The sequence below is a fragment of the Rhizobium sp. FY34 genome (assembly GCF_005222845.1).
Classification (GTDB): Bacteria; Pseudomonadota; Alphaproteobacteria; order Rhizobiales; family Rhizobiaceae; genus Neorhizobium.
Genome location: NZ_STFZ01000036.1, coordinates 242402 through 265618, shown reverse-complemented (window position 1 = coordinate 265618; position 23217 = coordinate 242402). Strand labels below are relative to the sequence as shown.

The following is a 23217-nucleotide window of genomic DNA, read 5'->3' as shown; positions in this document are numbered from 1 at the left end:
CCAACCCGTGCTCCACCCACATTCGCGCTCGAAATGCGCAAACCCGTGCGGCAGGTTAAGCCCCTCCCCCTTGTGGGGAGGGGTTTGGGGCGGGGTTTTACGTTCAGGGCAGCATGCGTGCCGACTTCTCCGGCAGGTAGCTGGCATCGAACACGTCTTCCGCCTTCACATTGCCCTTCAGCCCCATGGAGACTTTCAACGTATCGATGGAGGCGCCGAGGCGGGTCATATCGACGCCACCAAAGCCGTTTGCGACCACGTAAGGCGTCTTGATGTTCATGGCATTTGCCATGTTGAGGCGTTCCAGCTCGATGGCGCTATCCAGCGTCTCGTTGCGCTTCAGAACGGCGGCGACGCCCTCGTCCGGCTTGGCCACGGCATCGGCAAAGCCCTTGGCCAGCGCCTTGAGGAACCCCTTGACCGCAGCCGGGTTCTTTTCAGCGAAATCCTTGTTCACCAGCACGGCGTTGCCGTAGAGGTTGAGTCCATGCTCGGCCATCAGGATGGTGGCGATGTCCTCGTCCTTGATGCCCTGCTTCTTCAGGTTCAGGATGACGGAGAAGGCGAACCCGAAGACCGCGTCGACATCGCCCTTGGCGAGCATGGGCTCACGCACCGGAAAGCCGACCGATTCGATCTTGATCTTGCTGTCGTCGATCTTCGCGACCTGCTTGAAGGCCTTCCACTGGGCAAAGGCGCCATCCGGCGGCGGAGCGCCGAGCTTCTTGCCTTCCAGCGACTTCGGATCGGTGGTGATGCCGAGCGACTTGCGGCCGACGACCGCAAAGGTGGGGCGCTCATAGACCATCATCACGGCCTTGATCTTCTGGCTCGGATCCTCGTCGAGGAACTTGATGACCGAGTTGATATCGCCAAAGCCCATCTGGTAGGCGCCGGTGGCAACGCGCGGAATGGCTTCCACGGAGCCGTTGCCACTATCGATCGTCACGTCCAGACCTTCGGCCTTGAAGTAACCCTTGTCGAGTGCCAGCAGGAAGCCCGCGGCTGGGCCCTCGAACTTCCAGTCGAGCGTGAACTTGATGGCAGTATCGGCAAAGGCAGGTGCAGAAAAACCGGTAGCAAGCGCCAATGCGGCGACGGCCGGAAGCTTGGCGAAAAGGCGGCGGGTCAGCATATCTTGGTTTCCCCCTGGAATGTTCTTGAGACACAGATCATCAAAGCCATTCTTGCCGCCGCTTGCAAGTCGAAATTGCACATTATGTGACCACATATTCTCCATTGCCTACGCATTGAGCGCAAGCCATGTAAACTTGCATGATCTGCCGCAAGTTTCAGCATATCCGGTCGCCCGCCAGCACCAACCACAGCTCGAAGCGCCTTTCCTTTTGCAGGCTTGGGGCGATATAACCGGGCTCCAAACATCTCGGCGGGGCCTTCATGCTGGAACTCATTCTGATCGCTTTGCTTTTTGCGCTGCTATTCTGGCAGCGCCAGCTTTCGCACCGTCTGAAGACGCTGGAGAAAGAGGTCAAGGCCCTGAAGAAGAGCCTGGCAGCACCCCTCTCCATAGCCGTGCCAGCGGTGCCAGAACCGGTGGCGCAAAAGCCGATCGAGACAGCGAAAGCTCTGCCATCTTCCGATATCAAGACGGCAGCACCCCAGACCATGGAGCCGAAGCCGCAGAAAACGCCCGCCCCCGCAATATCAACGCCGAAACCGGCCGCAAAACCGGCACCAAAACCGGTAAGCCACAAACCGGGCGAAAGCTTCGAAAGCCGGCTTGGGGCGCGCTGGACCGTGTGGGTCGGCGGGTTGGCACTGGCGCTCGGCGGCGTGTTCCTCGTGCGCTATTCGATCGAAAGCGGTCTGCTTGGCCCCGGCACGCGGCTTGTGCTGGCAGCCCTCTTCGGGCTCCTGCTGGCGGGTGCCGGCGAAGGTCTGCGCCGCCGGGCTCTGCCGAACCTGCCGGCCATCTATACGAATGCCATGGTGCCGGGCATGCTGACGGCCGCGGCCAGCGTAACGCTGCTTGCCACCCTTTACACTGCACATGCTTCCTATGGCTTTATCGGCACGACGCCCGCCTTCGTTCTTCTGGCGCTGGTATCTCTTTCAACCATAACCCTCTCGCTTCTGCATGGACAGGCGCTGGCCGGGCTTGGCCTGATCGGTTCGCTGATCACGCCGGCATTGGTCACATCGGATGCGCCCAATATCGGCGCCCTCTTCGGCTTCCTGTCACTGGTCTGGCTGGCCAGCAATGGCGCAGCCCGCATCCGCCGCTGGTTGCTGGTGCCTGCTCTTGCCAATTTCGGCATGCTTGCCTGGGTTGTTGCCTATGCAGTAAATGCAAACGTGCTGGATAGCGTGCCGCCAGGCCTGTCGCTGCTTGTCATGCTAACCGGCACCGCATTCCTCTGGCCCGGCCGTGCCTTCGAAGACACGGTCGAAGCGGCACCGGCGCCGGCCGGCGCCTTGCGGCGCCTGTTTCGGCTTCTCGGGCGCCGGCCACGTGGCATCATGATGTCAGTCTCGCTGGCAGTCATGTTCGGGGCGCTGACGCTGCTGCTTGTCGATACACCAGCATTCACCCACCCGGTCCTGATTTTCGTGGCCGTGACCGGCCTTCTGGCAGGTCTCGGTGCGGGGCGCCGCGCCGGCGCTTGGCCGGCACTGCTTGCCAGCACCGCGGCCATATGGGGTGTCGGGCTGACGGCGCTGTTTGACCTGTCGGACCTGTCACCGACGACAGCCGAGACCCAAGGCATGCTCGCCGCCATCGGGCCGGACGTGCTCGGGGCACTGGTTCTTGGCGCCATATTCACCGCCTGCGGCCTGCTTTTCCTGCGCCGCAAGGGCCAAAGCGATCCGGACATGGCCGCAGTCTGGGCCGTGCTTGCCTCCGCCGTGCCGGTGACGCTGGCCAGCATTACCTTCCTGAATTACGGCACGCTCGGGCGCGACTGGTTGCATGGCCTCTATGCTCTGGCGATTGGCGCAGCCCTGCGGTTTGTCGCCTTCCATCTTGCAAAGACAGACGAAGATCCTGCCGCCCCGAACCTTGCCCGCGACCTGCTGCTCATCGGCTCCTTTGCCGCCTTCACGCTGTCGCTGCATGCGCTGACCCATGGTCTTGCAACGACGATTGGCGTGTCCCTCCTCGGCTTCGCCTATGTGGTCCTCACACGATCCAGGCCCTGGCGCGGCCTGCCCTGGATGATGGTTGCCGCCACACTGGTGGTGTTCTTCCGCATCGGATGGGACCCCACAATTGTCGGCCCAGACCGGCTGGGCACGACACCGCTCTTCAACGCACTTTTGCCCGGCTATGGCATCCCGGCTATATTGCTGATTGCCTCTGCCTGGTTGCTGCGCCGCTGGCCGGGACGGCGGGTGCTGAATGCGCTGCAGGGGCTGGCAGCACTGATGGGTTTTCTCACCCTTGCCATCCTCGTGCGTCATGCCATGAGCGGCGGCGTGCTGGATGACCGTGCGCTGACGCTTGGCGAACAGTCGATCTATACGCTGCTGACCGTTGGCCTCTCCGGTGTGCTGATGACGCTTGACCTCAAGAGCCCGAGCACGGTCTTCCGCGATGGTTCGATCCTCGCCGGCGTTATCGCCACTATCAATGTGCTGGTACTGCATCTGGGCTCACTGAACCCTTACTTTTCAGGCGAACTCATCGGCAATTGGCCAATCGTCAACCTGCTCCTGCCGGGCTATCTCCTGCCGGCATTCGCCTATGCAGGCCTTTCCCTTTATGCGCGCAACAAGCGTCCCGGCCCCTACATGGTACTGCTGGCGCTGACGGCTGCGCTGCTCGGCTTCGCCTGGGCGACACTTTCGGTGCGCGGTGTCTGGCAGGGCACCAATATTGCCGATTGGAAGGGCTTTCTGGAGGGAGAAACCTATACCTATTCCGTGGTCTGGCTGGCGATCGGCGTCGGCCTGCTGACGCTCGGCTCAAGACGTGATGCGCGCTTGCTACGGCTGGCCTCGGCAGGCCTGGTACTGGTCTCGGTGCTCAAGGTCTTTCTCATCGACATGGCCAATCTCGAAGGCATCCTGCGGGCGCTGTCCTTCATCGGGCTTGGCGGGGTGCTGATCGGGATCGGGCTGTTCTACCAGCGTGTTCTGGCGCAGAAGACGGCAGTGACAACCCCCGCCGATTCGAAAGACATGCCGGATGCCTGAATTGCCGACGGACGCGCTTGCCGCGCGTTTCGCCCCGTTTGAAGCGCTTGCCGCCCAGTTGATAGACCATGCCACCGACAGCGATGATGGCGCCCATGATCTGGCGCATATCCTGCGCGTGTTTGGCAATGCTTTCAGCATCCAGAGCAGCGAAGGCGGCGATGGCGAGGTGCTGGCCGCCGCCGTTCTGCTGCATGATTGCGTGGCCGTCGAGAAGAATGCGCAGAACAGAGCGCAAGCATCAGCGCTTGCGGCGGACAAGGCAAGCCGTATCCTCTCAGAGCTTGGCTGGGCAAAGGCGCGAATAGCATCTGTCGCGCATGCCATTCACGCGCACAGCTTTTCCGCCAATGTGGCGCCGCAGACGCTGGAAGCGAAAATCCTGCAGGATGCGGACCGGCTGGATTCGCTTGGCCTCATCGGCGTGGCGCGCACCTTCTACATTGCCGGGCGCATGGGCTCGCAACTTTATCATGCCGGCGATCCATCCGGGATGAAACGTGACCTTGACGACCGAACCTATGCGCTCGATCATTTTCAGACAAAGCTGCTCAAGCTTGCCGATGGTTTCCGGACGCCGGCGGGTCGGCTCCTGGCGCAAGAGCGGCACCGCCAACTCGCTGCCTTCTACGACGCGTTCCTCTACGAAATCTAACCAAGGCATTTCCCCATGCGCATTGCAGAACTCAACATCTTTCCGCTGAAAAGCGCCCGCGGCATTGCCCTTCAACAGTCATCGATCAATGCCCTGGGGCTGGAGGGGGATCGTCGCTGGATGATCATTGATCCCACCGGCCATTTCATCACCCAGCGCGAAATGCCACTTCTGGCGCAGTTGCAAACGGCGACAGGCACGCAGGGTCTACGATTGAGGATGGAGGGCAAGGGCGAGATGGAGGTTGCCGCCCCGGCACCGGACAGGCGCCAGGATGTCGTCGTCTGGCGCTCCACGGTCAGCGCAGCACTTGCACCGGATGCCGTCAATGCCACGCTCTCGGCCTGGCTGTCGCGCGAAGTGCGCCTCGTGCATTTCGATGCCGATGCAAAACGCGAGGCCAGCGCCGAATGGGCCGGCCCCGGCACGCCGGTTTCCTTCGCCGATGGCTATCAGGTTCTGGTCACCACCACCGGCTCGCTTGCCGCATTGAATGCCGATATGGCAGCGCATGGCGAAGCGTCGGTCAACATGGATCGTTTCCGCGCCAACATCGTTCTCGACCATGCGGAGGCCTGGGCGGAAGACGGCTGGGGCTCGCTCGAAATCGGCGGGCTCGTGCTCTATCTCGTCAAGCCTTGCGCCCGCTGCATCATGACGACGCAGGACCAGGAGACCGGTTCGCGCGAGGGCGCAAGCCCGATGCCGGCCATGGGCCGTATCCGCATGTCGGCAGATCGGCGGGTACCCGGCCCGCTGTTCGGCTGGAATGCCGTGCCGGTGGGCTCAAGCCTTTTGTCCGTCGGTGAGGAGGTGCGTGTTCTCGACCGCCGCCAACCCTTTGCGATCAAGCATCGCTGACGCTCTCTGCATGCCCGTCATCTTGGCGGGCCGGCCCTATCCCCTGCCCCCGCGGCCCCTGAGCTTGCGGTGGCCAGCCTGTTTGAAATGCCGAGACACAACATGACTGGAAGAACCACTGGCCTTGTATTTTCCCTTGCAGCGGTAACCATCTTTGCCGCGCAGGATGTGGTTTCCAAGCATCTCGGCTCGCTTTATCCGCCGATCTTCATCATCATGATCCGCTACTGGGCCTTTGCCCTCTTCGTCATTCTCCTCAGCGCTCGCATGCCGGGCGGCATTGCCGGCGTAGCAAAAAGCCGGCGGCCTTTCCTGCAAATCACGCGTGGCGTGATCCTGGTGGTGCAGATCTGTTTTGCCATCACCTCTTTCGTGCTTGTCGGCCTGTCGCAGACGCAATCGATCTTTGCCGCAACGCCGCTGGTGGTGGCCGCGCTCTCAGTGCCGCTGCTCGGCGAAAAGGTCGGCTGGCGGCGCTGGACAGCCATTGCGGTGGGCATGTTCGGCGTGCTGATGATCATCAACCCGACGAAGGCCCATCTCGACGCCCGCATCATCCTGCCGGTGATCGGCTCGGTGATCTTTGCGCTTTATGCCATTACCACGCGGCTTGCCGGTCGGGTGGACAGCTCGGCTACCAGCTTTTTCTATACGGGCGTGGCCGGCGCCGCCGCCATCAGCTTTGTTGGCCCCTTCTATTGGACGACGCTGGCACGTGAGGACTGGATCTGGATGGCGGCTCTATGCCTGACGGGCATGAGCGGGCATTACCTGCTGATCCGCGCCTATGATCTGGTCGATGCCGTAACCGTGCAGCAGATCGGCTATGTACAGGTGGTTCTCGTCTGCGCACTCGGGGTGCTGATCTATGGCGAGGTGCTGACGATCAACATGATCCTCGGCGCACTTCTCGTCATCAGTGCCGGGCTGTTCACTATCTGGCGGGAAAGCCGGCGCGCGCGTCTTCAAAGATAACGGCATCCATCTTTCAAATAGGACAACCTTTTTTGCCCGGCTTTAAACCGGCATTAAGGTTAGCAATGCTTGAATGAAGCTCAGATCAGGCGACGGTCCGGTAACCATGTTCAAGGTGCCTGCTGTTGTATCAATGCGTGTATTTTGTACTGAGTAGAGCGTATTATGTCGAGTATTCACACCAATTTCGGCGCAACCGCGGCGCTTGCGACGCTGCGCGATGTATCCAATGATCTTGCCGTGACGCAAGGGCGGATGTCGAGCGGCCAGCGCATCGACCAGGCATCCAAGAATGCCGCCTATTGGTCAATCGCCACCACGATGCGCTCCGATGACAAGGCATTGGCAGCCGTCGAGGATGCGCTGAACCTGGGCTCTGCCACCGTCGATGTTGCCTATGAAGGGCTGGAAGCCGCAATTTCAGTGACTGACGAGATCAAGGCCAAGCTCGTCTCCGCTTCGGAACCGGGCGTCGACAAGCAAAAGGTCAACTCGGAAATCACCCAGCTCAAGGAGCAGCTGCAATCGATCGCAAGCTCAGCGAGCTTCAACGGCGTCAACTGGCTCAATATCAGCGACAGTTCGGACAATACGGCCGAACTTGCGGCCTCCTTCTACCGCGACACGAATGGCGGTGTGTATATGGAGACAATTGACATGGAACTGTGGACATCGGGCGGCAGCATCAGCCCGCTGATCGATGATCGTTCAACCAATACGGGTGGCGAAGCCGGTATTTTGACCAGCACACAATTTGCCGTAGATGCCGGTGCCGCGACCAATTACGTGCTCGTCGTGAATGACAGCAACAGCGCGACGGCGACGGAAATTGCTCTCACCAAGGACACAACATCCGACGAACTGGACGACATGATTGCCGTCGTCGACGGCATGGTGCAGATGCTGGCCGATTCCGGCGCCGGCTTCGGTGCGGTCCAGTCGCGCCTCGAAATCCAGACAAGTTTCGTGCATGATCTGCGTGACTGGATGGATCGCGGTATCGGCACGCTTGTCGATGCCGACATGGACGAAGAGGCAACCCGCCTCAAAGCGCTGACAGCGCAGCAGCAACTAGCGATCCAGGCGCTTTCCATCGCCAATAACGAACCGCAGAACATTCTCCAGCTGTTCAACTGACGGCGAAACATCACGCGCTCGAATAGCAAACAGCAATAAAACTCGCTTGGCTTATCGATAGCAGGATCTATGCTTGATGGTGACGTGAGCGAGGATTGCCCGATGACGCAGAAAAGCGCTGCCACCATGCCCTGGCTGATTATTGCCAGCGGCTCGCTGATTGCCATGCTGACCTTTGGCCCGCGCTCAGCCATGGGCTTTTTCCAGCTGCCCATGCTGGCCGATACCGGCTGGGACCGATCGACCTTCGGTCTCGCTATGGCCCTGCAGAACCTGTTCTGGGGTCTCAGCCAGCCCTTCTTCGGCGCGCTTGCCGATAAATATGGCACCGGCCGGGTGCTGGCCATGTCCGGCCTTCTCTATGCAGCAGGTCTGAGCGTCATGGCCCATGCGGCCGCGCCGATCTGGCTGCATGTCGGCGGCGGCATGCTGGTCGGCATGGCCATCGGTGCCGGCTCCTTCAGCGTCGTTCTCTCCGCCTTCGCCCGCAATGTCACCCCGGCACAGCGCTCCATGGCATTCGGCATCGGCACGGCTGCCGGGTCTGCCGGCATGTTCCTGTTTGCGCCGCTCAGCCAGACGCTGATCAATGCCTATGGCTGGTCCGACAGCCTGGTGCTGATGGGTGTGCTGATGCTGGTCGTGCCGCTTCTGGCCTTTCCGCTGCGCGGCAATTCCTCCTCGGGCACGCAGAAACAATCGGATGTGGAACAGAGCATTGCGCAAGCCCTCAAAGAAGCCTTTGGCCATCGCAGCTATCTGCTTTTGGTCTCCGGCTTTTTCGTCTGCGGCTATCAGGTGGCTTTCATCACCGCGCATTTTCCAGCCTATCTCGGCGATCTGGGCATTGATGCGCGCTATGCGGTGATTGCCATGGCGCTGATCGGCTTCTTCAACATCATTGGCTCGCTGGCTGCCGGCTTTATCGGCCAGCGCTATTCCAAGCCCTATTTTCTGGCGCTGATCTATATCGGCCGCTCGATTGCCGTCACGGCCTTCCTGCTCCTGCCGCAGACGCCCCTCTCGGTCATTCTGTTTGCCGTGGTGATGGGGCTTCTCTGGCTATCGACAGTGCCACCCACCAATGCACTGGTTGCCATCATGTTCGGCACCCGGCATCTGGGCCTTCTGGGCGGCATGGTCTTTCTCGGCCATCAGATCGGCTCCTTCCTCGGCGTATGGATGGGCGGCTATCTCTATGACCATTTTGGCTCCTATGATCCGGTCTGGTGGATCGGGGTAGGCCTTGGCCTGTTTGCCGCCGCCGTGCATTGGCCGATCCGCGAGCGGCCGGTCGACAGGCCTCTTGCATTGGCTACTTGAGGCTTATGCCGTCAGCTGCGCGCGCCTGTCCGTCTCTATACGGCCAAGCGCCTTCAGCGCGGCCTGCACGAAGCCATCGCGTGCGGCAATCTCCGTCATGCCGCGTGGCTCATAGACATGCCGGTGCAGGAAAAAGCCGCTGAGTCGAAAGGCCGCCGTCAGGGTCTGACAATTGGCGCCCTTGGTCGGCTCACCCGTCTGGGGACCGAGAAACGCCGGCAAAGGCAGGAGACGATCAGCATAGGGCGCGCCAGCCGCCGCCGAAACGGCCCGGCCGCTTTTCGGCGAGACATAGATCAGATCCTCGCGGGTGCCGGTGGCTGCACATTCGGTGAGGTCAAGCCCGAAGCCGAGATCGTTGAGCACGGCGAGTTCAAAGCGCACGAACAGCTCGCCCGCCCCTGCCGGATCGTCCATGTGGTCGAGGATCACGTCGAGCGCATCAAACAGATGCGGATGCGGATCACGCTCCGGCAACAGGCGCAAGAGAGCCCCCATGGCCTGTACGCCATAAACGGAGGTTGCACTTTCCATAAGCCGTGCGGCCCTTAGATGCACGGGCTCCAGCCGGTAATCGCCAAGATGTTCATCGAGCCTTGCGCGCCAGACGGCTTCCACCCGGTTTCCCGGTTGCAGCACCGGCTGCATGCTGCGCGAGCGGCCACCGCGCACGAGCCCCATATGGCGGCCGCGCTCGCGTGTCATCAGCTCCGCCACCACGCTGGTTTCCCCATGGCGTCGAACACCGATGACGATGCCTTCATCCTGCCATTGCATGGCGCACGCTCATTTCATGTTGAATTGCGACGCTATCTGACAAGTGCCTGCAATTGAATCGGAGTTTTACCGCATTTCGACAGCTGTCGGCCATAGGCGATGGAACAAACCGGCCGCCAGCGCTGTTGCTGGCCGCAAAACAATTTCCGGAGATCCCATGCGCCATATTCTGCTTTTAGCCACGGCCCTCGCCCTGCCCGCGACCCTTGCCCTGTCGGCACCACCCGCGGCCGCCCAGTCGCCCGACCTTGAGGCGGCTTGCGTCAATGTCGCCAAGAGCTTTCTGCTGTCTCCGGTCCTCAACACCGGTATCGTACAATCGTTCCCGGAACTCACCCCGCCCGGCGCACGCCTGACCTATACGACACGCCAGAACCCTGAGCCGACCGATTTCAACGACGAAGTGGAATGCACTTTCAAGAACAATACGGCGCCGCTGGAACTGGTGCAGTTCTGCATGTCGGACACCTGCTATTCGCAGGCCGCGGAAGAGCCGGAGCAGCGCCGGCGCTTCGAAGAGATCAAGGTGCTGATGATGCGGCGCAAATAACCGAGGCGCCGCAAATCCTGCCTTTTTGGGCATCAGCCCTTTGGGAATTCCAGACCCATTTCGCGGAACCGCTCCGGATCATCGCCCCAGTTTTCGCGCACCTTGACGAAGAGGAAGAGGTGCACCGGCTGTTCGAGGATCTCGGAGATTTCCTTGCGGGATGCGGTCGAAATCGCCTTGATGGCATCGCCGCCCTTACCAAGTGCGATCTTCTTCTGGCTGTCGCGCTCGACATAGATCACCTGCTCGATGCGCACCGAGCCGTCCTTGCGCTCTTCCCACTTTTCCGTTTCCACATGCGAGGAATAGGGAAGTTCCTGATGCAGGCGCAGGAAAAGCTTTTCGCGGGTGATTTCGGCAGCGAGCTGGCGCATCGGCAGGTCGGAAATCTGGTCCTCGGGATAATACCAGGGGCCTTCCGGCAGTTGCTTGGCCAGATAGTCCATCAAGTCATTGCAGCCGGAACCGGTCGTCGCCGAGATCATGAAGGTCTCGATGAACGGGATTTTTTCATTGGCCGCCTGCGCCAGCTTCAACAGATCTTCCGGGCGAACCTGGTCGATCTTGTTGAGCACAAGGATCTTCGGCTGATAGACTTCCTTCAGACCTTCCAGAATGGCATCCGCATCGCCCTTCAGGCCACGCTCGCTATCGACCAGAAGCACGATGAAATCGGCATCCTTGGCGCCGCCCCAGGCGGAGGTGACCATGGCGCGGTCCAGCCTGCGGCGCGGCTTGAAGATGCCGGGCGTATCCATGAACACCATCTGCGTGTTGTTATGGATGGCGATGCCCCGCACGATGGCGCGTGTTGTCTGCACCTTGTGGCTGACGATCGACACTTTGGCGCCGACCAGCCGGTTGACCAGCGTCGATTTGCCGGCATTGGTCGCGCCGATCAGCGCCACGAAGCCGGAGCGCGTGGGGCCGGTGCGGGTCGGGTCCACCGGTGTGGAGGGTGCCGCCTCGGGAAGGCCGGCCGTGTTTTCTTCTTCGCTCATCTGATCCTTCAGCCTTCGTCGGCGGGCTTTTGCCACACGCCTTCACGTTCCAGCATTTTCGTGGCGGCCACCTGTTCGGCGGCGCGCTTGGAGCGTTCCACGCCGGTTTCCGGCAGAACGCCTTTGACTTCCACCGTCACCGTAAAGCGCGGCTCATGATCCGGGCCGGACCGATCGTCGATCCGGTATACGGGGGTCAGCCCGAAGCGGGCATGCGACCATTCCTGCAGCTCGGTCTTGGCATCGCGACGGGCGGCATCGGCATGTGTTGCGCGGCCCTTCCAGTTGCGCAGGATGAAGCTTCGGGCTGCATCCAGGCCGCCATCGAGGTAAAGTGCGGCAATCAAGCTTTCTACCACATCGGCGCGCACATTCAGCATGCGCTTTCCGGTCAGCTTCTTCACATCGGCGCCGGTGCGAATGAACTGGTGAAGTCCAAGCTCATCGGCAATGCCAGCGCAGCTTTCAGCGCTCACCAGCTGGTTCAGGCGCACGGACAATTCGCCTTCCGCCGCATCGCGGAACGTGGCGAACAGAAGTTCGGCCACGCACAGGCCCAGAACGCGATCGCCAAGAAATTCCAGACGCTCGTAATTGGCAACCTTGGCCCCGCCAGTGCTGGCATGGGTCATGGCACGGTCAAGCCATTGCTTGTCGGCAAACTCGTACCCGATGACCTTTTCAAGCCGGGCGCGCTGATCTGCCGACAATGTCGTGCTGCGCATCAGTCAACCACCTTGAACAAGCGATCCCAACGCATGTTGGCCGGCCATTTCCAGATCTCGCGGAACGAGGTGTCATTGCCCAGCGAGAAGAAGATCATGCTGGCGCGGCCCACCAGGTTTTCCGCCGGAACATAGCCCACATCGAAGCGGCTATCGAGGGAATTGTCGCGGTTATCGCCCATGAAGAAATAGTGGCCTTCGGGAACGATGAATTCGCGGGTATTATCCCCGCGCGACACGGGCGACTGGTCGAGCGTGTCATAGGTTCGGCCATTGTCCAGCGTTTCACGGAACACGGGAACGTCAGAGCCCGGATCGAGGCGGTAATCGGAGGTGAAATTGCCGTCGGCCATTTTGGGAACCGGCTGGCCATTCAGCTGCAGAACACCGTTGATCATCTGCACGCGGTCACCCGGCAGGCCAATCAGGCGCTTGATATAATCGACATCGGGATCAGTGGGCAGGCGAAAGACGATGACGTCGCCGCGCTTGGGCTCACTGGCCAGGATGCGGCCGGAAAACAGGTCCGGCGAAAACGGCATGGAATAGCGGGAATAGCCATAGGCGAACTTGTTGACGAAGATGTAATCGCCGACGAGCAGAGTCGGCATCATCGAACCGGAGGGAATGGTGAAGGGCTGAAACGCCACCGTGCGGATGACCATCGCCAGCAGCAGCGCCTGGATGATGACCTTGATGTTTTCCCAAAGGGCGCTCTGCTTCTTCTCGACTTTTTCGGACACGTGCACGTCTCTCGCTTTCAACAGTTTCGGCTTCTCTAAACTCTTCCCCGCAAGCGGGCAATGGCATCAATCGGCAAGGATGCGCCGTCACGGCACAGCCGGACCGTCCAGCGGACGCGCCTCAATGACCACGAAGGCCTGGGCATAGGGAAATTCATCGGTAATGGTGAGATGGATGATGGCGCGATGCCCGGCGGGCATGAGTTCGGCCAATTTTTCGGCCGCGCCGCCGGTCAGGTGCATCGTCGGCTTGCCGCTTGGCAGATTGACGACACCCATGTCCTTCCAGAACACGCCTTGCGCGAGCCCTGTGCCGAGCGCCTTGGAACAGGCTTCCTTGGCGGCAAAGCGCTTGGCATACGAGGCGGCCCGTGTCTTGCGACCGTCGGACTTGCCTCTTTCAATATCGGTGAAACAGCGATGCGTGAAACGGTCGCCAAACCGCTCGATCGACTTCTCGACCCGTCTTATATCGATCAGGTCGCTGCCCATGCCAATGATCATGCGGTTCCTCTCGCCTGCCTCGGCACAATCCATGTCAGACCGAGGCGAAATTGTCGACCATCCGGCGCGGTGTCGGCGCGGAAACTAAATGTTCCCCGACACGGCGCGCATCATCTTAAATGCCGACAATCATGGCGATATCGCAGCAGAGCCGCGACTTCTACAGGCAGTGGGCGCATATCTGCGTCATGAAGCGCGAGGCTTCGCGACGGACAGAAGAAAAGCGCCTTGTCTTCAGCGCGATATTTCAGAGACCCTTGCGGAACATGCCGCGATCGATCTGGCGCATGCGGTATTCGAGTTCGATCGCATCATGCGATTCATTCAGATAGGCCATTTCGCGGTCCTGGACGCTGGGAGCACGGAGAGCGCGGGCGAAAGTCTTGAGCGGCTTAAACATGATCTTTTCCTTATGTTGCTATGCACAAGATACGATCAGTCGCGCTCGAGCACCACCGCTGGCTTGCCTCGGCAGCCCTGCGCCAGACGCATAGCAATGCGGCCATGCCTTGGCCGCATTGCTTAACAAATGCCCAAAAAGGCATCAGTCATAGACGCGCTTCACGGTCGAAACGCAGTCGAGATCCTTCAATTGCGCCAGAAGCTGGTTCAACTGGCGCAGATCCCAGACCTCCACTTCAAGGGCGAACTCGGAAAAATCCGCCTGTACATTGCCCATGGTCATCAGCCGGATATTGATTTCCAGCCGGGCAATGGTCTGGGCAATCGTGGCAAGCGTCCCCGGTTCATTGAGCGCCGTGATGGTGATCTTGGCCGGAAAGCGGGACTTGTTGGCCTCGTCCAGATCCCAGCGCACGTCCACCCAGCTTTCCGGCTGGTCATCGAACTTCTGCAGCGCAGAGGCCTGGATCGGGTAGATGGTCATGCCCTTGCCCTCCTCCATGATGCCGACGATACGATCGCCGGGCACGGCGCCCGCTGGTGCAAAACGCACCTCGACATTGCCGGCCAGTCCGCGGATCGGCAGGGGTTCGGGACCGCCGGACGGGATGGCGGCTTCGGTCGCCTCGCTCAGCGTGCGTTCATTGCCCGGCAGGCGGAACATCATGCCTGAGGCACTTTGCATATTGAACCAGCCCTGATCAGCGGCGGGCTTGATGGTGGTGCGCTCGTCCTTGTATTCGGGGAAGACGGCCTTCAGCACATCGAGCGACGACATTTCACCGCGACCGACGGAGGCTATGGCATCCTCGACATCCTTCTGGCCGAGCCTGTAGAGCGCCGGCTTCAGGATTTCGCGGGTAAAGGCCTTGCCGGCACGCTCAAAGGTGCGCTCCAGAATGCGATAGCCAAGGCCGGCATATTGCTTACGGATGGCCATGCGGGTGGCGCGGCGAATGGCGGCGCGCGCCTTGCCGGTCACAACGATTTCCTCCCAGGCCGCCGGCGGCACCTGTACGCCCGACCGGATGATCTCGACTTCATCGCCATTGGAAAGGCGTGTGACGAGCGGCATGATGCGACCGTTGATCTTGGCGCCGACCGTGGTGTCGCCGATATTGGTGTGCACCGCATAGGCAAAATCAATGGGTGTCGCGCCGCGCGGTAGCGCAATCAGCTTGCCCTTCGGCGTGAAACAGAACACCTGATCCTGGAAAAGCTCAAGCTTCGTGTGTTCAAGGAATTCTTCCGGATTGTCGCCTTCCGCCAGAGCCTCAATCGTGTGCCGCAGCCAGTTATAGGCGTTCGATTCCTTCGACAGAAGCTCGCCTTGCTCGCCGCCCTCGCCGTCCTTGTAGAGACTGTGCGCGGCAATGCCGAATTCGGCGATCTCGTGCATGCGCTTGGTGCGGATCTGCAACTCGATGCGTTGGCGCGATGGTCCGACAATGGTGGTGTGGATCGAGCGGTAGTCATTCTGCTTCGGCGTCGAGATGTAATCCTTGAACCGGCCCGGCACGACGCGCCAGCGCGTGTGCACGATACCAAGAGCCCGGTAGCAGGCAGGAATATCATCCACGAGAATGCGAAAGCCGTAGACATCCGACAGCTGCTCGAAAGAGAGCGACTTCGACTGCATCTTGCGGAAGACGGAATAGGGTTTTTTCTGCCGGCCCTTGGCAGACGCGTTCAACAGACCATTGGCGATCAGCAGGTCACGCAATTCGTCCTCGATCTTGGTGATCAGGCCCTCGTTGCGCGCCGAAAGCTCGGCCAGGCGCTTCGTCACCGTCTCATAGGCTTCCGGGTTCATGTAGCGGAAGGAAAGCTCTTCCAGCTCCTCGCGCATATCCTGCATGCCCATGCGGCCGGCAAGCGGCGCATAGATATCCATGGTCTCTTCGGAAATGCGGGCGCGCTTTTCCTGCGACATGTGCTCAAGCGTGCGCATATTGTGCAGGCGGTCAGCAAGCTTGACGAGCAGGACGCGCACGTCGTCGGAAATCGCAAGCAACAGCTTGCGCAGGTTTTCCGCCTGCTTGGCCTTTTTCGAGACAAGGTCGAGCCGCTTGAGCTTGGTCAGCCCCTCGACAAGCCGGCCGATATCCTCACCGAACAGTTCGTCGATCTCGGCACGGGTCGCCGTCGTGTCCTCGATCGTATCGTGCAGCAGCGCCACCGCAATGGTGGATTCGTCCAGATGCATGTCGGTGAGGATGGCGGCCACTTCCAGCGGATGCGAAATATAGGGGTCGCCACTGGCGCGCTTCTGCTGGCCATGCTTCTGCATGGCATAGACATAGGCCTTGTTCAGAAGAGCTTCGTTCGCTTCGGGCTTGTATTTCTGAACCCGCTCGACGAGCTCGTATTGCCGCATCATGCCGTGGGAGTTCCTTACAACACACTAGAAAATAAAAATGGCGCGCCAATCGGGAGACTGGCGCAGCCATGAGCATATAGACAAGCGATTTAATGCGACAGCATTGACGATTGGTAATCGTCAGTAATCGTCGCTCTTTTCCGGCGGAACCAGACCTTCGATGCCAGCCAGCAGCTCTTCTTCCGACATCTGGTCGAAAGTAACGGTTTCCGGCATGTCGTCTTCGTCCAGACCCTTGTCTCCACCAGCCGATGCGCCGCCATTGGCGGAAATCAGGCTCGACGGATCGGGCTCGGGCTCGTCGACTTCCACATGCTTCTGCAGCGAGTGGATGAGGTCTTCCTTCAGGTCGTCGGGCGACAGGGTTTCGTCGGCGATTTCGCGTAGCGCCACAACCGGATTCTTATCGTTGTCGCGATCGATCGTGATCGATGCGCCCTGGGAGATCTGCCGTGCGCGGTGGCTAGCAAGCAGCACCAGCTCGAAACGGTTATCGACTTTGTCGATGCAATCTTCTACTGTGACACGGGCCATTGCCTGTCCTTTGCGGTCGCTATTTCAGGATTTAGCATGCCCGATACAGGGATTGAACGCTAAATTCAAGTTTTTCCTCCGCCACCCCTGAATAGCAGAGCCACGGCCTCAAAATCTCCAGTAAACTCAACCTGCGGTTGCTTGGAGTTTTCCGAATCGTCACGTAAATGAATTTATATGAATAAGTCATAATGTATCGCGCTTAATCTTGTCCCGAAACGTAAAGTTTCGACAAACTATTTCATACTGAGCGATACCCAATGTATTTTAGGGGGATGGAGGACATATGTTCGACCCAAGAGAGAAGATTGCACTCTTCATTGACGGCGCAAACCTTTATGCGGCATCGAAAAGCCTTGGCTTTGACATCGATTATCGCAAACTGCTGAAAGCATTTCAGAAGCGCGGCTACCTGCTGCGAGCCTATTATTACACCGCCCTGATAGAGGACCAGGAATATTCGTCGATTCGCCCGCTGATCGATTGGCTGGATTACAACGGCTATAAGGTTGTCACCAAGCCCGCCAAGGAGTTTACCGATTCCATGGGCCGCCGCAAGGTGAAGGGCAATATGGACATCGAACTGGCCATCGACGCCATGGAACAGTCGGAGACCGTCGATCACCTCGTACTGTTTTCCGGTGACGGCGATTTCACCACGCTGGTCGAGGCGCTTCAGCGCAAGGGCCGCAAGGTCTCCGTCGTCTCCACCATGGCAACCCAGCCGCCGATGATTGCCGATGACCTGCGCCGCCAGTCGGACCACTTTATCGACCTCATCTCGCTGAAGGCGGAAATCGGTCGTGATCCTTCCGAGCGCGTGCAACGTGTGCCGGAGCCGGTCGTGGAACCCACGGAAGACTAATAGGATCTGGAGGCTCCCGGCGGTTGCTCGTCCTCCGCCGGGGCTTTCGTTCATTACGATGAGATTTGCACAGTAGGCGCCCGATTTTCGGCGGCGGGTGCAATCGCATGGCGCTAGAGTGACATCATGATGCTCACTCGCCCCGATGACGACACCCTTTATCAAGCGCTTCTCTGCCGCGATGCAGCCTATGAAGGCTTTGCCTTTGTCTGCGTGACCTCGACCGGCATTTTCTGCCGACTCACCTGCCCTGCACGGAAACCGCGCCGGGACAATTGCCGCTTCGAGACAGCAATTGCAGCCTGCCTGGAGGCCGGCTTTCGTCCCTGCAAGCGTTGTCGTCCCATGCTGCGCTACGGCGATACGGATCCGGCAGTGACCGGGCTTCTGTCCGCGTTGGATGCCGAACCGGCAAGACGCCGGACAGAGAGAGACATCGTCGCGCTTGGCCATGACACGTCCACGGTCAGGCGAGCCTTCAAACGGCGTTTTGGTATGAGTTTTCTTGAGATTGCCAGGTTACGGCGTATCAGCTCGGCCACCATGACATTGCATGAGGGCGCATCCGTGATCGAAGCGCAACTCGATGCCGGATTTGAGTCCGGTAGCGGCTTTCGCAGTGCCATCAATCAGTTGCTGGGAGCCACGCCTCAGGCTATTCGCTCCCAGAGCCTGATGAAGGCGCATTGGATCGAGACGTCGATCGGGCCAATGCTGTGCATTGCCTGCGAACATGCTCTGCATCTGCTGGAATTTGCCGATCGCCCCGCCTTGCCTACCGAGTTGAAGCGCCTGCAACAGCGCTCCGGTCATGGCATCATCATGGGCCGTACCATCGTCACAGAGCAGGTCGAAGAGGAATTGGCAGACTATTTCGCCGGACGCGCGGGCACGTTCACGGTGCGAATCGGAAGCCATGGCACGCCATTCGAACGTGATGTCTGGCGCGCCCTGCAGGCAATTCCTGCCGGTCAGAGCCAGAGTTATTCGAGCCTTGCCGCGTCACTGGGCAGACCGAGCGCTGTCAGGGCTGTTGCCCGCACCAATGGCGCCAATCAGATCGCTGTGATCATTCCCTGCCACCGCGTCATCGGCGCCGACGGAAGCCTCACCGGCTATGGCGGCGGTCTCTGGCGCAAGCAATGGCTGATTCGGCACGAACAGCAGATGCAAGGGATGGCAGCCGGAACCCATCAAATCCGCTGATCAAAAGCATTTCCAACATTCACTGGACGAATGCCCCCTTGTGCGGCAGTTTGCCGCCGTCACAGAAGATGTGAATTTCCTCCCACAAATTCACCTTTTGGCTGTACTTAACCCCTTCATCAACCCTCAAACCTTCACCCGTTTCCTTTCTGCCTGACCGGCGGAGAGGTTGCCCGTTTTCGTGCCTCACCGACAAGGATCAGGATCATGTGCACGACCGACCAAGCCGATCAAAGCCCCTCCGACCAGGCCCAGCGGAACACCCGCAATCAAGTGACCTTGGGCATGCGCTGGCTGAGCCTGGTTGTGCGAGGCCTGACACGGCGCCGGACCGGTAATTCCATCCGTGATCTCAGCGACTATCAGATGCAGGATATCGGGCTGGATGACGGACATCCGACCGTGCATGAAGCTATAAGCCGCAGCGCCCGGCAGGAAGCCCGGCTGCGGCAGGCGCATCAGGACGCACTCTATCTTGCCATCGGCATGAGAGGTCGCTGAGGCCTTGATTTGAAACGACAAAAGCCGGAATGCGCGCATTCCGGCTGATCATTTCCGAAGTCGATATAGGGAGCGGACCGTCAGCCGGTCTTCAAGAGCCGGCTCTTCTGCCGGTTCCAGTCGCGTTCCTTCTCAGTCTCGCGCTTGTCGTGCAGCTTCTTGCCCTTGGCCAGCGCCAGTTCCAGCTTCGCACGGCCCTTCTCGTTGAAGTAGATCTTCAACGGCACGAGCGTCATGCCTTCGCGGTTAATACCGACACGCAGACGATTGATCTCGCGCTTGCCGAGCAGCAGCTTGCGGCGCCGGCGGGGCTCGTGGTTGAAGCGATTGGCCTGCAGATATTCCGGCAGATGCGAATTGATCAGCCAGATCTCATTGCCTTCATCAGAGGCATAGGATTCGGCAATATTCGCCTTGCCTTCGCGCAGAGACTTGACCTCGGTGCCCGTCAGAACGATGCCCGCTTCATATGTATCGATGATTTCATAGTTGAAGCGCGCCTTGCGGTTTTCCGCAACGATCTTGTTGATGGTGCGCTGGCTGCCTTTGGGTGCCATGGATGTCTGGTTATCTCCGCCCGCTTGGGGTCTGGTGGCCCGATGTGCCGCCGGAATGGCAGCTGTTTTCACCTATGTAGTGTGTCGAGCGCCCAAAGGGAAGCCGGACATCCGCAGGGCAGCGTCCGGCCTCATAGGTTCAGTTCAACAGGCCCGCATGCTGAAGCGCTGCATCGATCGCAGCTTCCGTGCCCGGCTCCAGAGTCGACATCAGCGGCGAGCGCACCGTGCGGTTCAGCCCGCGGGTGCGCGCCAGCGCATATTTGGCGCCGCAGACGCCCGGCTCAAGGAAGATCGCCTTGTGCAGCGGCATCAGACGGTCCTGGTATTCGAGCGCCTTGGCGTAATCACCGGCAAGGGTTGCCTGCTGGAATTCAGCGCAGAGGCGCGGCGCGACATTGGCCGTGACCGAAATGCAGCCGACGCCGCCATGGGCATTGAAGCCAAGCGCAGTGCCGTCTTCACCGGACAGCTGGATGAAATCCTTGCCGCAGGTGATGCGCTGCTCGGACACGCGCTCCAGCTTGCCGGTGGCATCTTTCACGCCGACAATGTTCTTGTGTGCCTTGACGAGCGCGCCCATGGTTTCCGGCGACATGTCGATGACCGAGCGCGGCGGGATATTGTAGATGATGATCGGCAGATGGACAGCTTGCGCAATCGCGCTGTAATGCGCAAACAGGCCCTTCTGCGTCGGCTTGTTGTAATAGGGCGTGACGACCAGAAGACCATCGGCGCCCTGCTCCTGCGCATGCTGGGCAAGCTCGATCGCCTCGCGCGTATTGTTCGAACCGGCGCCGGCAATCACCGGCACGCGCTTGGCCGCCACTTCGATACAGATCTCGATCACCCGCTTATGCTCATCATGCGAGAGCGTCGGCGATTCGCCTGTCGTGCCGACAGGCACAAGACCGGTGCTTCCCTCGGTGATCTGCCACTCGACGTGGGCAGCGAAAGCCGCCTCGTCAACCGCACCCGCGTCGGTGAAAGGTGTGACAAGCGCGGGCATGGACCCTTTGAACATGCGAAGACTCCCCATCGACCGCACTTCATTGTTCGGCCGTATTAATTGCTTATGAGGGGCGCACCATAAAGCGGTGCCCATGGGACGACAAGCGTGGTCTTTGGTGTTTTGCAACAGATCGTGATGGCGCAATCGGTCGGCTTGCGGCATTCTGGTAAGGTTCCGTTAAGCAGACCGACGGCTAAGTAAACATACGGATTACGTCGTGTCGCGGGTGAGTGGATGAGAAAGTCGCTTTGGATAGCTGGCCTGCTGCTTTCAGCAAGCGCAGGCGCTCTTGCGGCAGCAACGCTGCCGGATGGAAGGCTTCCTTTGCCTTTGACCCGGCCCGATACCGTACGGTCCGCCGCCATGCCATCCCCGGAGATTACCGGCGCCATTCCACGCCCTTCCGCCCAGGGTGCGCCACAGGCTTCGGCGCAGGTCTTGGCATCGGGCCTTGATGCGCTATCGGCCCGCGATGCAGAAGGCGCACTTTCCGTACGCGATTCGCTGCCGCAGGGTTCGCTCGATCGGCATCTTCTCACCTGGGCCATCGCCACATCGGGACTGCGCAGCGTGCCGTCGCACGAGATTGCTGCCGCCCGCCAGGAACTGGTTGGTTGGCCCGGCTTGAACCGGCTGCGCGCCAATTCCGAACGGGCGCTGTTTCAGGAAAATCCGCCAGCCGCCGATGTTCTGGCAGCCTTTGGCCGCACCAGTCCCGAAACCCCGCAGGGCGCCATCACGCTTGCCCGTGCCTTGGTGGCCACAGGCAAGAGCAGCCAGGCCGCAACGGTTCTGCGACCCTTCTGGGTCGGCAACGCGCTCGACAAGGAGTTGGAAGATGCGATCCTGAAGGAATTCGCCGGCTTGATCACACCTTCCATGCACAAGGCGCGTATGGATTACCTTATGTATCGCGGCCGCACGGCACAGGCGAAACGGTTTGGCGATCTGGGCAAGGCGCAGTCGCTTTATGCGGCCTGGAGTGCCGTTGCGGGGCGTGCCAAGAATGCCGAAGCCCTGATCAACGCCGCAGCCCCCGCCTGGGGACGCGACACGGCCTATCTTTTCGTGCGCATCGAGTTTCTGCGCCAGCAGGATCGCTATAGCGAGGCAGCACGTCTACTGGAAGCTGCACCACGCGACACATCCGAACTGGTCAATGCCAGCGAATGGTGGAACGAGCGGCGCATCGTGGCGCGCGGCCTTGCCGACCAGGGCGATTTTCAAAACGCTTACCGGATCGTGGCCGGCCATACGGCAAAAAGCGCTGCCGACATTGCCGATGCCGAATTTCATGCCGGCTGGTATGCGCTGCGATCTTTGCGCGATCCCGCCACCGCCTCCCGCCATTTCGAGCGCATTCTTGCCGCCTCCTCGCGGCCGCTCTCTGCGTCGCGCGGGCTCTACTGGCTTGGCCGCTCGGCAGAGGCTGGCGGGCCTGGCAAGGCCGCCGACTATTATCAGAAAGCAGCGCGCTATTCGGCGACCTTTTATGGGCAGTTGGCCGCCTCGCGGCTCAACATGAAGACACTCGATGTCTCCTACCCCTCCCCGACCGAGGCGGACCGTCGCGACTTTGCCTCGAGAGAAGCCGTGCGCGCCATCGACCGGCTGGACGCGGCAGGCCATAGCCAACGAGCCGATGCGCTCTACCGCGCGCTTGCCGACGATATGACCAGCCCCGGCGAACTGGCAATCCTCGCCGCCCGTGCAGAACGCAACCGCAACCACGCGCTGTCCCTGGAAATCGGCAAGACGGCTTTCAACCGCGGCATCGATGTCGCAGCGCTCGCCTTCCCCGTTGGCGTTATTCCCCCGACGGCCAATATCGAAGGCTCAGGCAAGGCGCTGGCCTATGCCATTGCCCGCCAGGAAAGCGCCTTCAATCCGGCGGCCATATCGCCCGCCGATGCACGCGGCCTCCTTCAGATCCTGCCCGGAACGGCAAAGGGCGTCGCGAGCCGGCATGGCATTGCCTATACGGCGGCCAAACTGACCACAGATCCCGGCTATAACGCAACGCTTGGCGCACATTACCTCGGCGAACAGATCGATGCCTTCGGTGGCTCTTATATCCTGACTTTCATCGCCTATAATGCCGGCCCGCGCCGGGTGCCCGAATGGATCGAACGCTATGGCGACCCGCGCGGCAAGTCGATCGATGAGGTTGTTGACTGGATCGAACGGATTCCCTTCCCCGAAACCCGCAACTACGTGCAGCGGGTCATGGAAAACTATCAGGTCTACAAGGTACGGCTGGGACAAAGCGCGGATATTGAAAACGATCTGCGTTACGGTCGCCGCTGAGCCCTGCCTCGTCAGACACACCGCCTGATTCGTTTTAGCCTCCC

The 23217-nt window shown here is 60.3% G+C and carries 22 protein-coding genes; 11 read left to right on the top strand and 11 right to left on the bottom strand.

Features of this window, described 5'->3' with window-relative positions; genetic code table 11:
- Positions 1-103 precede the first annotated feature (103 nt).
- A complete protein-coding gene (locus tag E8M77_RS22390) occupies positions 104-1135 on the bottom strand; it encodes an ABC transporter substrate-binding protein (protein ID WP_137132822.1) in 1032 nt (343 codons plus the stop codon).
- Positions 1136-1398: 263 nt separating this feature from the next.
- On the opposite strand from E8M77_RS22390, the gene E8M77_RS22385 reads away from it, so the two are divergent.
- The 6 genes from E8M77_RS22385 to E8M77_RS22360 all read left to right on the top strand — a co-directional run bounded on the left by E8M77_RS22385 (position 1399) and on the right by E8M77_RS22360 (position 9109).
- Positions 1399-4158: a DUF2339 domain-containing protein gene (locus tag E8M77_RS22385; protein ID WP_137132821.1), complete on the top strand. Its 2760-nt coding sequence runs from the start codon at positions 1399-1401 to the stop codon at positions 4156-4158.
- The gene (locus tag E8M77_RS22380) at positions 4151-4813 is read left to right on the top strand and encodes an HD domain-containing protein (protein WP_137132820.1); all 663 of its coding nucleotides are present in this window, start codon (positions 4151-4153) and stop codon (positions 4811-4813) included. The genes E8M77_RS22385 and E8M77_RS22380 overlap by 8 nt, the downstream gene beginning before the upstream one ends.
- Before the next feature lie 15 nt (positions 4814-4828).
- A complete protein-coding gene (locus E8M77_RS22375) occupies positions 4829-5674 on the top strand; it encodes an MOSC domain-containing protein (protein WP_137132819.1) in 846 nt (281 codons plus the stop codon).
- Positions 5675-5776: 102 nt separating this feature from the next.
- Positions 5777-6649: a DMT family transporter gene (locus tag E8M77_RS22370; RefSeq protein WP_137132818.1), complete on the top strand. Its 873-nt coding sequence runs from the start codon at positions 5777-5779 to the stop codon at positions 6647-6649.
- A 165-nt stretch (positions 6650-6814) separates the two neighbouring features.
- On the top strand, positions 6815-7786 hold the full coding sequence (locus E8M77_RS22365) for a flagellin (protein ID WP_137132817.1): 972 nt from the start codon (positions 6815-6817) through the stop codon (positions 7784-7786).
- Positions 7787-7888: 102 nt separating this feature from the next.
- Positions 7889-9109 carry an MFS transporter gene (locus E8M77_RS22360; protein ID WP_137132816.1) on the top strand — a complete coding sequence of 407 codons (1221 nt, stop codon included), beginning with the start codon at positions 7889-7891 and terminating at the stop codon, positions 9107-9109.
- A gap of 3 nt (positions 9110-9112) precedes the next feature.
- Here E8M77_RS22360 and recO read toward each other — a convergent pair whose 3' ends face one another.
- Positions 9113-9886 (bottom strand): DNA repair protein RecO, encoded by a 774-nt coding sequence (recO, locus tag E8M77_RS22355; RefSeq protein WP_137132815.1) that lies wholly within the window; start codon positions 9884-9886, stop codon positions 9113-9115.
- A 157-nt stretch (positions 9887-10043) separates the two neighbouring features.
- On the opposite strand from recO, the gene E8M77_RS22350 reads away from it, so the two are divergent.
- Positions 10044-10436, top strand: a complete 393-nt coding sequence (locus E8M77_RS22350; protein ID WP_137132814.1) for a hypothetical protein — start codon at positions 10044-10046, stop codon at positions 10434-10436.
- 32 nt (positions 10437-10468) lie between these two features.
- On the opposite strand, the gene era is transcribed toward E8M77_RS22350, so the two are convergent.
- From era to rpoZ, 7 genes are all read right to left on the bottom strand, one after another.
- Entirely contained in the window at positions 10469-11437 is a 969-nt protein-coding gene (gene era / locus E8M77_RS22345; protein ID WP_170975970.1) for a GTPase Era, read from the bottom strand.
- A gap of 8 nt (positions 11438-11445) precedes the next feature.
- Positions 11446-12165, bottom strand: a complete 720-nt coding sequence (gene rnc, locus E8M77_RS22340; RefSeq protein ID WP_137132813.1) for a ribonuclease III — start codon at positions 12163-12165, stop codon at positions 11446-11448.
- Positions 12162-12905, bottom strand: a complete 744-nt coding sequence (lepB, locus tag E8M77_RS22335) for a signal peptidase I (protein WP_137132812.1) — start codon at positions 12903-12905, stop codon at positions 12162-12164. The genes rnc and lepB overlap by 4 nt, the downstream gene beginning before the upstream one ends.
- 87 nt (positions 12906-12992) lie before the next feature.
- Positions 12993-13409, bottom strand: coding sequence for a holo-ACP synthase (acpS, locus tag E8M77_RS22330; protein WP_137132811.1), 417 nt, complete (start codon positions 13407-13409; stop codon positions 12993-12995).
- 247 nt (positions 13410-13656) lie between these two features.
- Positions 13657-13809: a DUF3563 family protein gene (locus tag E8M77_RS22325; RefSeq protein WP_137132810.1), complete on the bottom strand. Its 153-nt coding sequence runs from the start codon at positions 13807-13809 to the stop codon at positions 13657-13659.
- A 144-nt stretch (positions 13810-13953) separates the two neighbouring features.
- Positions 13954-16191 (bottom strand): bifunctional (p)ppGpp synthetase/guanosine-3',5'-bis(diphosphate) 3'-pyrophosphohydrolase, encoded by a 2238-nt coding sequence (locus E8M77_RS22320; protein ID WP_137132809.1) that lies wholly within the window; start codon positions 16189-16191, stop codon positions 13954-13956.
- Between the two features lie 120 nt (positions 16192-16311).
- Complete coding sequence (gene rpoZ, locus E8M77_RS22315) at positions 16312-16725, bottom strand: DNA-directed RNA polymerase subunit omega (RefSeq protein ID WP_137132808.1); 414 nt, start codon at positions 16723-16725, stop codon at positions 16312-16314.
- A gap of 286 nt (positions 16726-17011) precedes the next feature.
- Here rpoZ and E8M77_RS22310 point away from each other — a divergent pair, with 286 nt between their 5' ends.
- The 3 genes from E8M77_RS22310 (at position 17012) to E8M77_RS22300 (ending at position 19297) form a co-directional block, all read left to right on the top strand.
- On the top strand, positions 17012-17590 hold the full coding sequence (locus E8M77_RS22310) for an NYN domain-containing protein (protein ID WP_137132807.1): 579 nt from the start codon (positions 17012-17014) through the stop codon (positions 17588-17590).
- 126 nt (positions 17591-17716) lie between these two features.
- Complete coding sequence (locus E8M77_RS22305) at positions 17717-18796, top strand: trifunctional transcriptional activator/DNA repair protein Ada/methylated-DNA--[protein]-cysteine S-methyltransferase (RefSeq protein ID WP_137132806.1); 1080 nt, start codon at positions 17717-17719, stop codon at positions 18794-18796.
- Positions 18797-19003: 207 nt separating this feature from the next.
- Positions 19004-19297, top strand: coding sequence for a hypothetical protein (locus tag E8M77_RS22300; RefSeq protein WP_137132805.1), 294 nt, complete (start codon positions 19004-19006; stop codon positions 19295-19297).
- Between the two features lie 80 nt (positions 19298-19377).
- Here the strand turns inward: E8M77_RS22300 and smpB are convergent, their stop codons facing one another.
- Together smpB and dapA are read right to left on the bottom strand one after the other, a co-directional pair.
- Positions 19378-19854: an SsrA-binding protein SmpB gene (gene smpB, locus E8M77_RS22295; RefSeq protein WP_137132804.1), complete on the bottom strand. Its 477-nt coding sequence runs from the start codon at positions 19852-19854 to the stop codon at positions 19378-19380.
- Between the two features lie 139 nt (positions 19855-19993).
- Positions 19994-20878, bottom strand: coding sequence for a 4-hydroxy-tetrahydrodipicolinate synthase (dapA, locus tag E8M77_RS22290; RefSeq protein WP_137132803.1), 885 nt, complete (start codon positions 20876-20878; stop codon positions 19994-19996).
- A 222-nt stretch (positions 20879-21100) separates the two neighbouring features.
- On the opposite strand from dapA, the gene E8M77_RS22285 reads away from it, so the two are divergent.
- The gene (locus tag E8M77_RS22285; protein WP_137132802.1) at positions 21101-23173 is read left to right on the top strand and encodes a lytic transglycosylase domain-containing protein; all 2073 of its coding nucleotides are present in this window, start codon (positions 21101-21103) and stop codon (positions 23171-23173) included.
- Positions 23174-23217 lie beyond the last annotated feature (44 nt).

Bases quoted from the DNA above. Each gene is read 5' to 3' on its own strand.
- E8M77_RS22390 (WP_137132822.1), bottom strand. From the start codon at position 1,135: ATGCTGACCCGCCGCCTTTTCGCCAAGCTTCCGGCCGTCGCCGCATTG.
- E8M77_RS22385 (WP_137132821.1), top strand. From the start codon at position 1,399: ATGCTGGAACTCATTCTGATCGCTTTGCTTTTTGCGCTGCTATTCTGG.
- E8M77_RS22380 (WP_137132820.1), top strand. From the start codon at position 4,151: ATGCCTGAATTGCCGACGGACGCGCTTGCCGCGCGTTTCGCCCCGTTT.
- E8M77_RS22375 (WP_137132819.1), top strand. From the start codon at position 4,829: ATGCGCATTGCAGAACTCAACATCTTTCCGCTGAAAAGCGCCCGCGGC.
- E8M77_RS22370 (WP_137132818.1), top strand. From the start codon at position 5,777: ATGACTGGAAGAACCACTGGCCTTGTATTTTCCCTTGCAGCGGTAACC.
- E8M77_RS22365 (WP_137132817.1), top strand. From the start codon at position 6,815: ATGTCGAGTATTCACACCAATTTCGGCGCAACCGCGGCGCTTGCGACG.
- E8M77_RS22360 (WP_137132816.1), top strand. From the start codon at position 7,889: ATGACGCAGAAAAGCGCTGCCACCATGCCCTGGCTGATTATTGCCAGC.
- recO (WP_137132815.1), bottom strand. From the start codon at position 9,886: ATGCAATGGCAGGATGAAGGCATCGTCATCGGTGTTCGACGCCATGGG.
- E8M77_RS22350 (WP_137132814.1), top strand. From the start codon at position 10,044: ATGCGCCATATTCTGCTTTTAGCCACGGCCCTCGCCCTGCCCGCGACC.
- era (WP_170975970.1), bottom strand. From the start codon at position 11,437: ATGAGCGAAGAAGAAAACACGGCCGGCCTTCCCGAGGCGGCACCCTCC.
- acpS (WP_137132811.1), bottom strand. From the start codon at position 13,409: ATGATCATTGGCATGGGCAGCGACCTGATCGATATAAGACGGGTCGAG.
- E8M77_RS22325 (WP_137132810.1), bottom strand. From the start codon at position 13,809: ATGTTTAAGCCGCTCAAGACTTTCGCCCGCGCTCTCCGTGCTCCCAGC.
- E8M77_RS22320 (WP_137132809.1), bottom strand. From the start codon at position 16,191: ATGATGCGGCAATACGAGCTCGTCGAGCGGGTTCAGAAATACAAGCCC.
- rpoZ (WP_137132808.1), bottom strand. From the start codon at position 16,725: ATGGCCCGTGTCACAGTAGAAGATTGCATCGACAAAGTCGATAACCGT.
- E8M77_RS22310 (WP_137132807.1), top strand. From the start codon at position 17,012: ATGTTCGACCCAAGAGAGAAGATTGCACTCTTCATTGACGGCGCAAAC.
- E8M77_RS22305 (WP_137132806.1), top strand. From the start codon at position 17,717: ATGATGCTCACTCGCCCCGATGACGACACCCTTTATCAAGCGCTTCTC.
- E8M77_RS22300 (WP_137132805.1), top strand. From the start codon at position 19,004: ATGTGCACGACCGACCAAGCCGATCAAAGCCCCTCCGACCAGGCCCAG.
- smpB (WP_137132804.1), bottom strand. From the start codon at position 19,854: ATGGCACCCAAAGGCAGCCAGCGCACCATCAACAAGATCGTTGCGGAA.
- dapA (WP_137132803.1), bottom strand. From the start codon at position 20,878: ATGTTCAAAGGGTCCATGCCCGCGCTTGTCACACCTTTCACCGACGCG.
- E8M77_RS22285 (WP_137132802.1), top strand. From the start codon at position 21,101: ATGAGAAAGTCGCTTTGGATAGCTGGCCTGCTGCTTTCAGCAAGCGCA.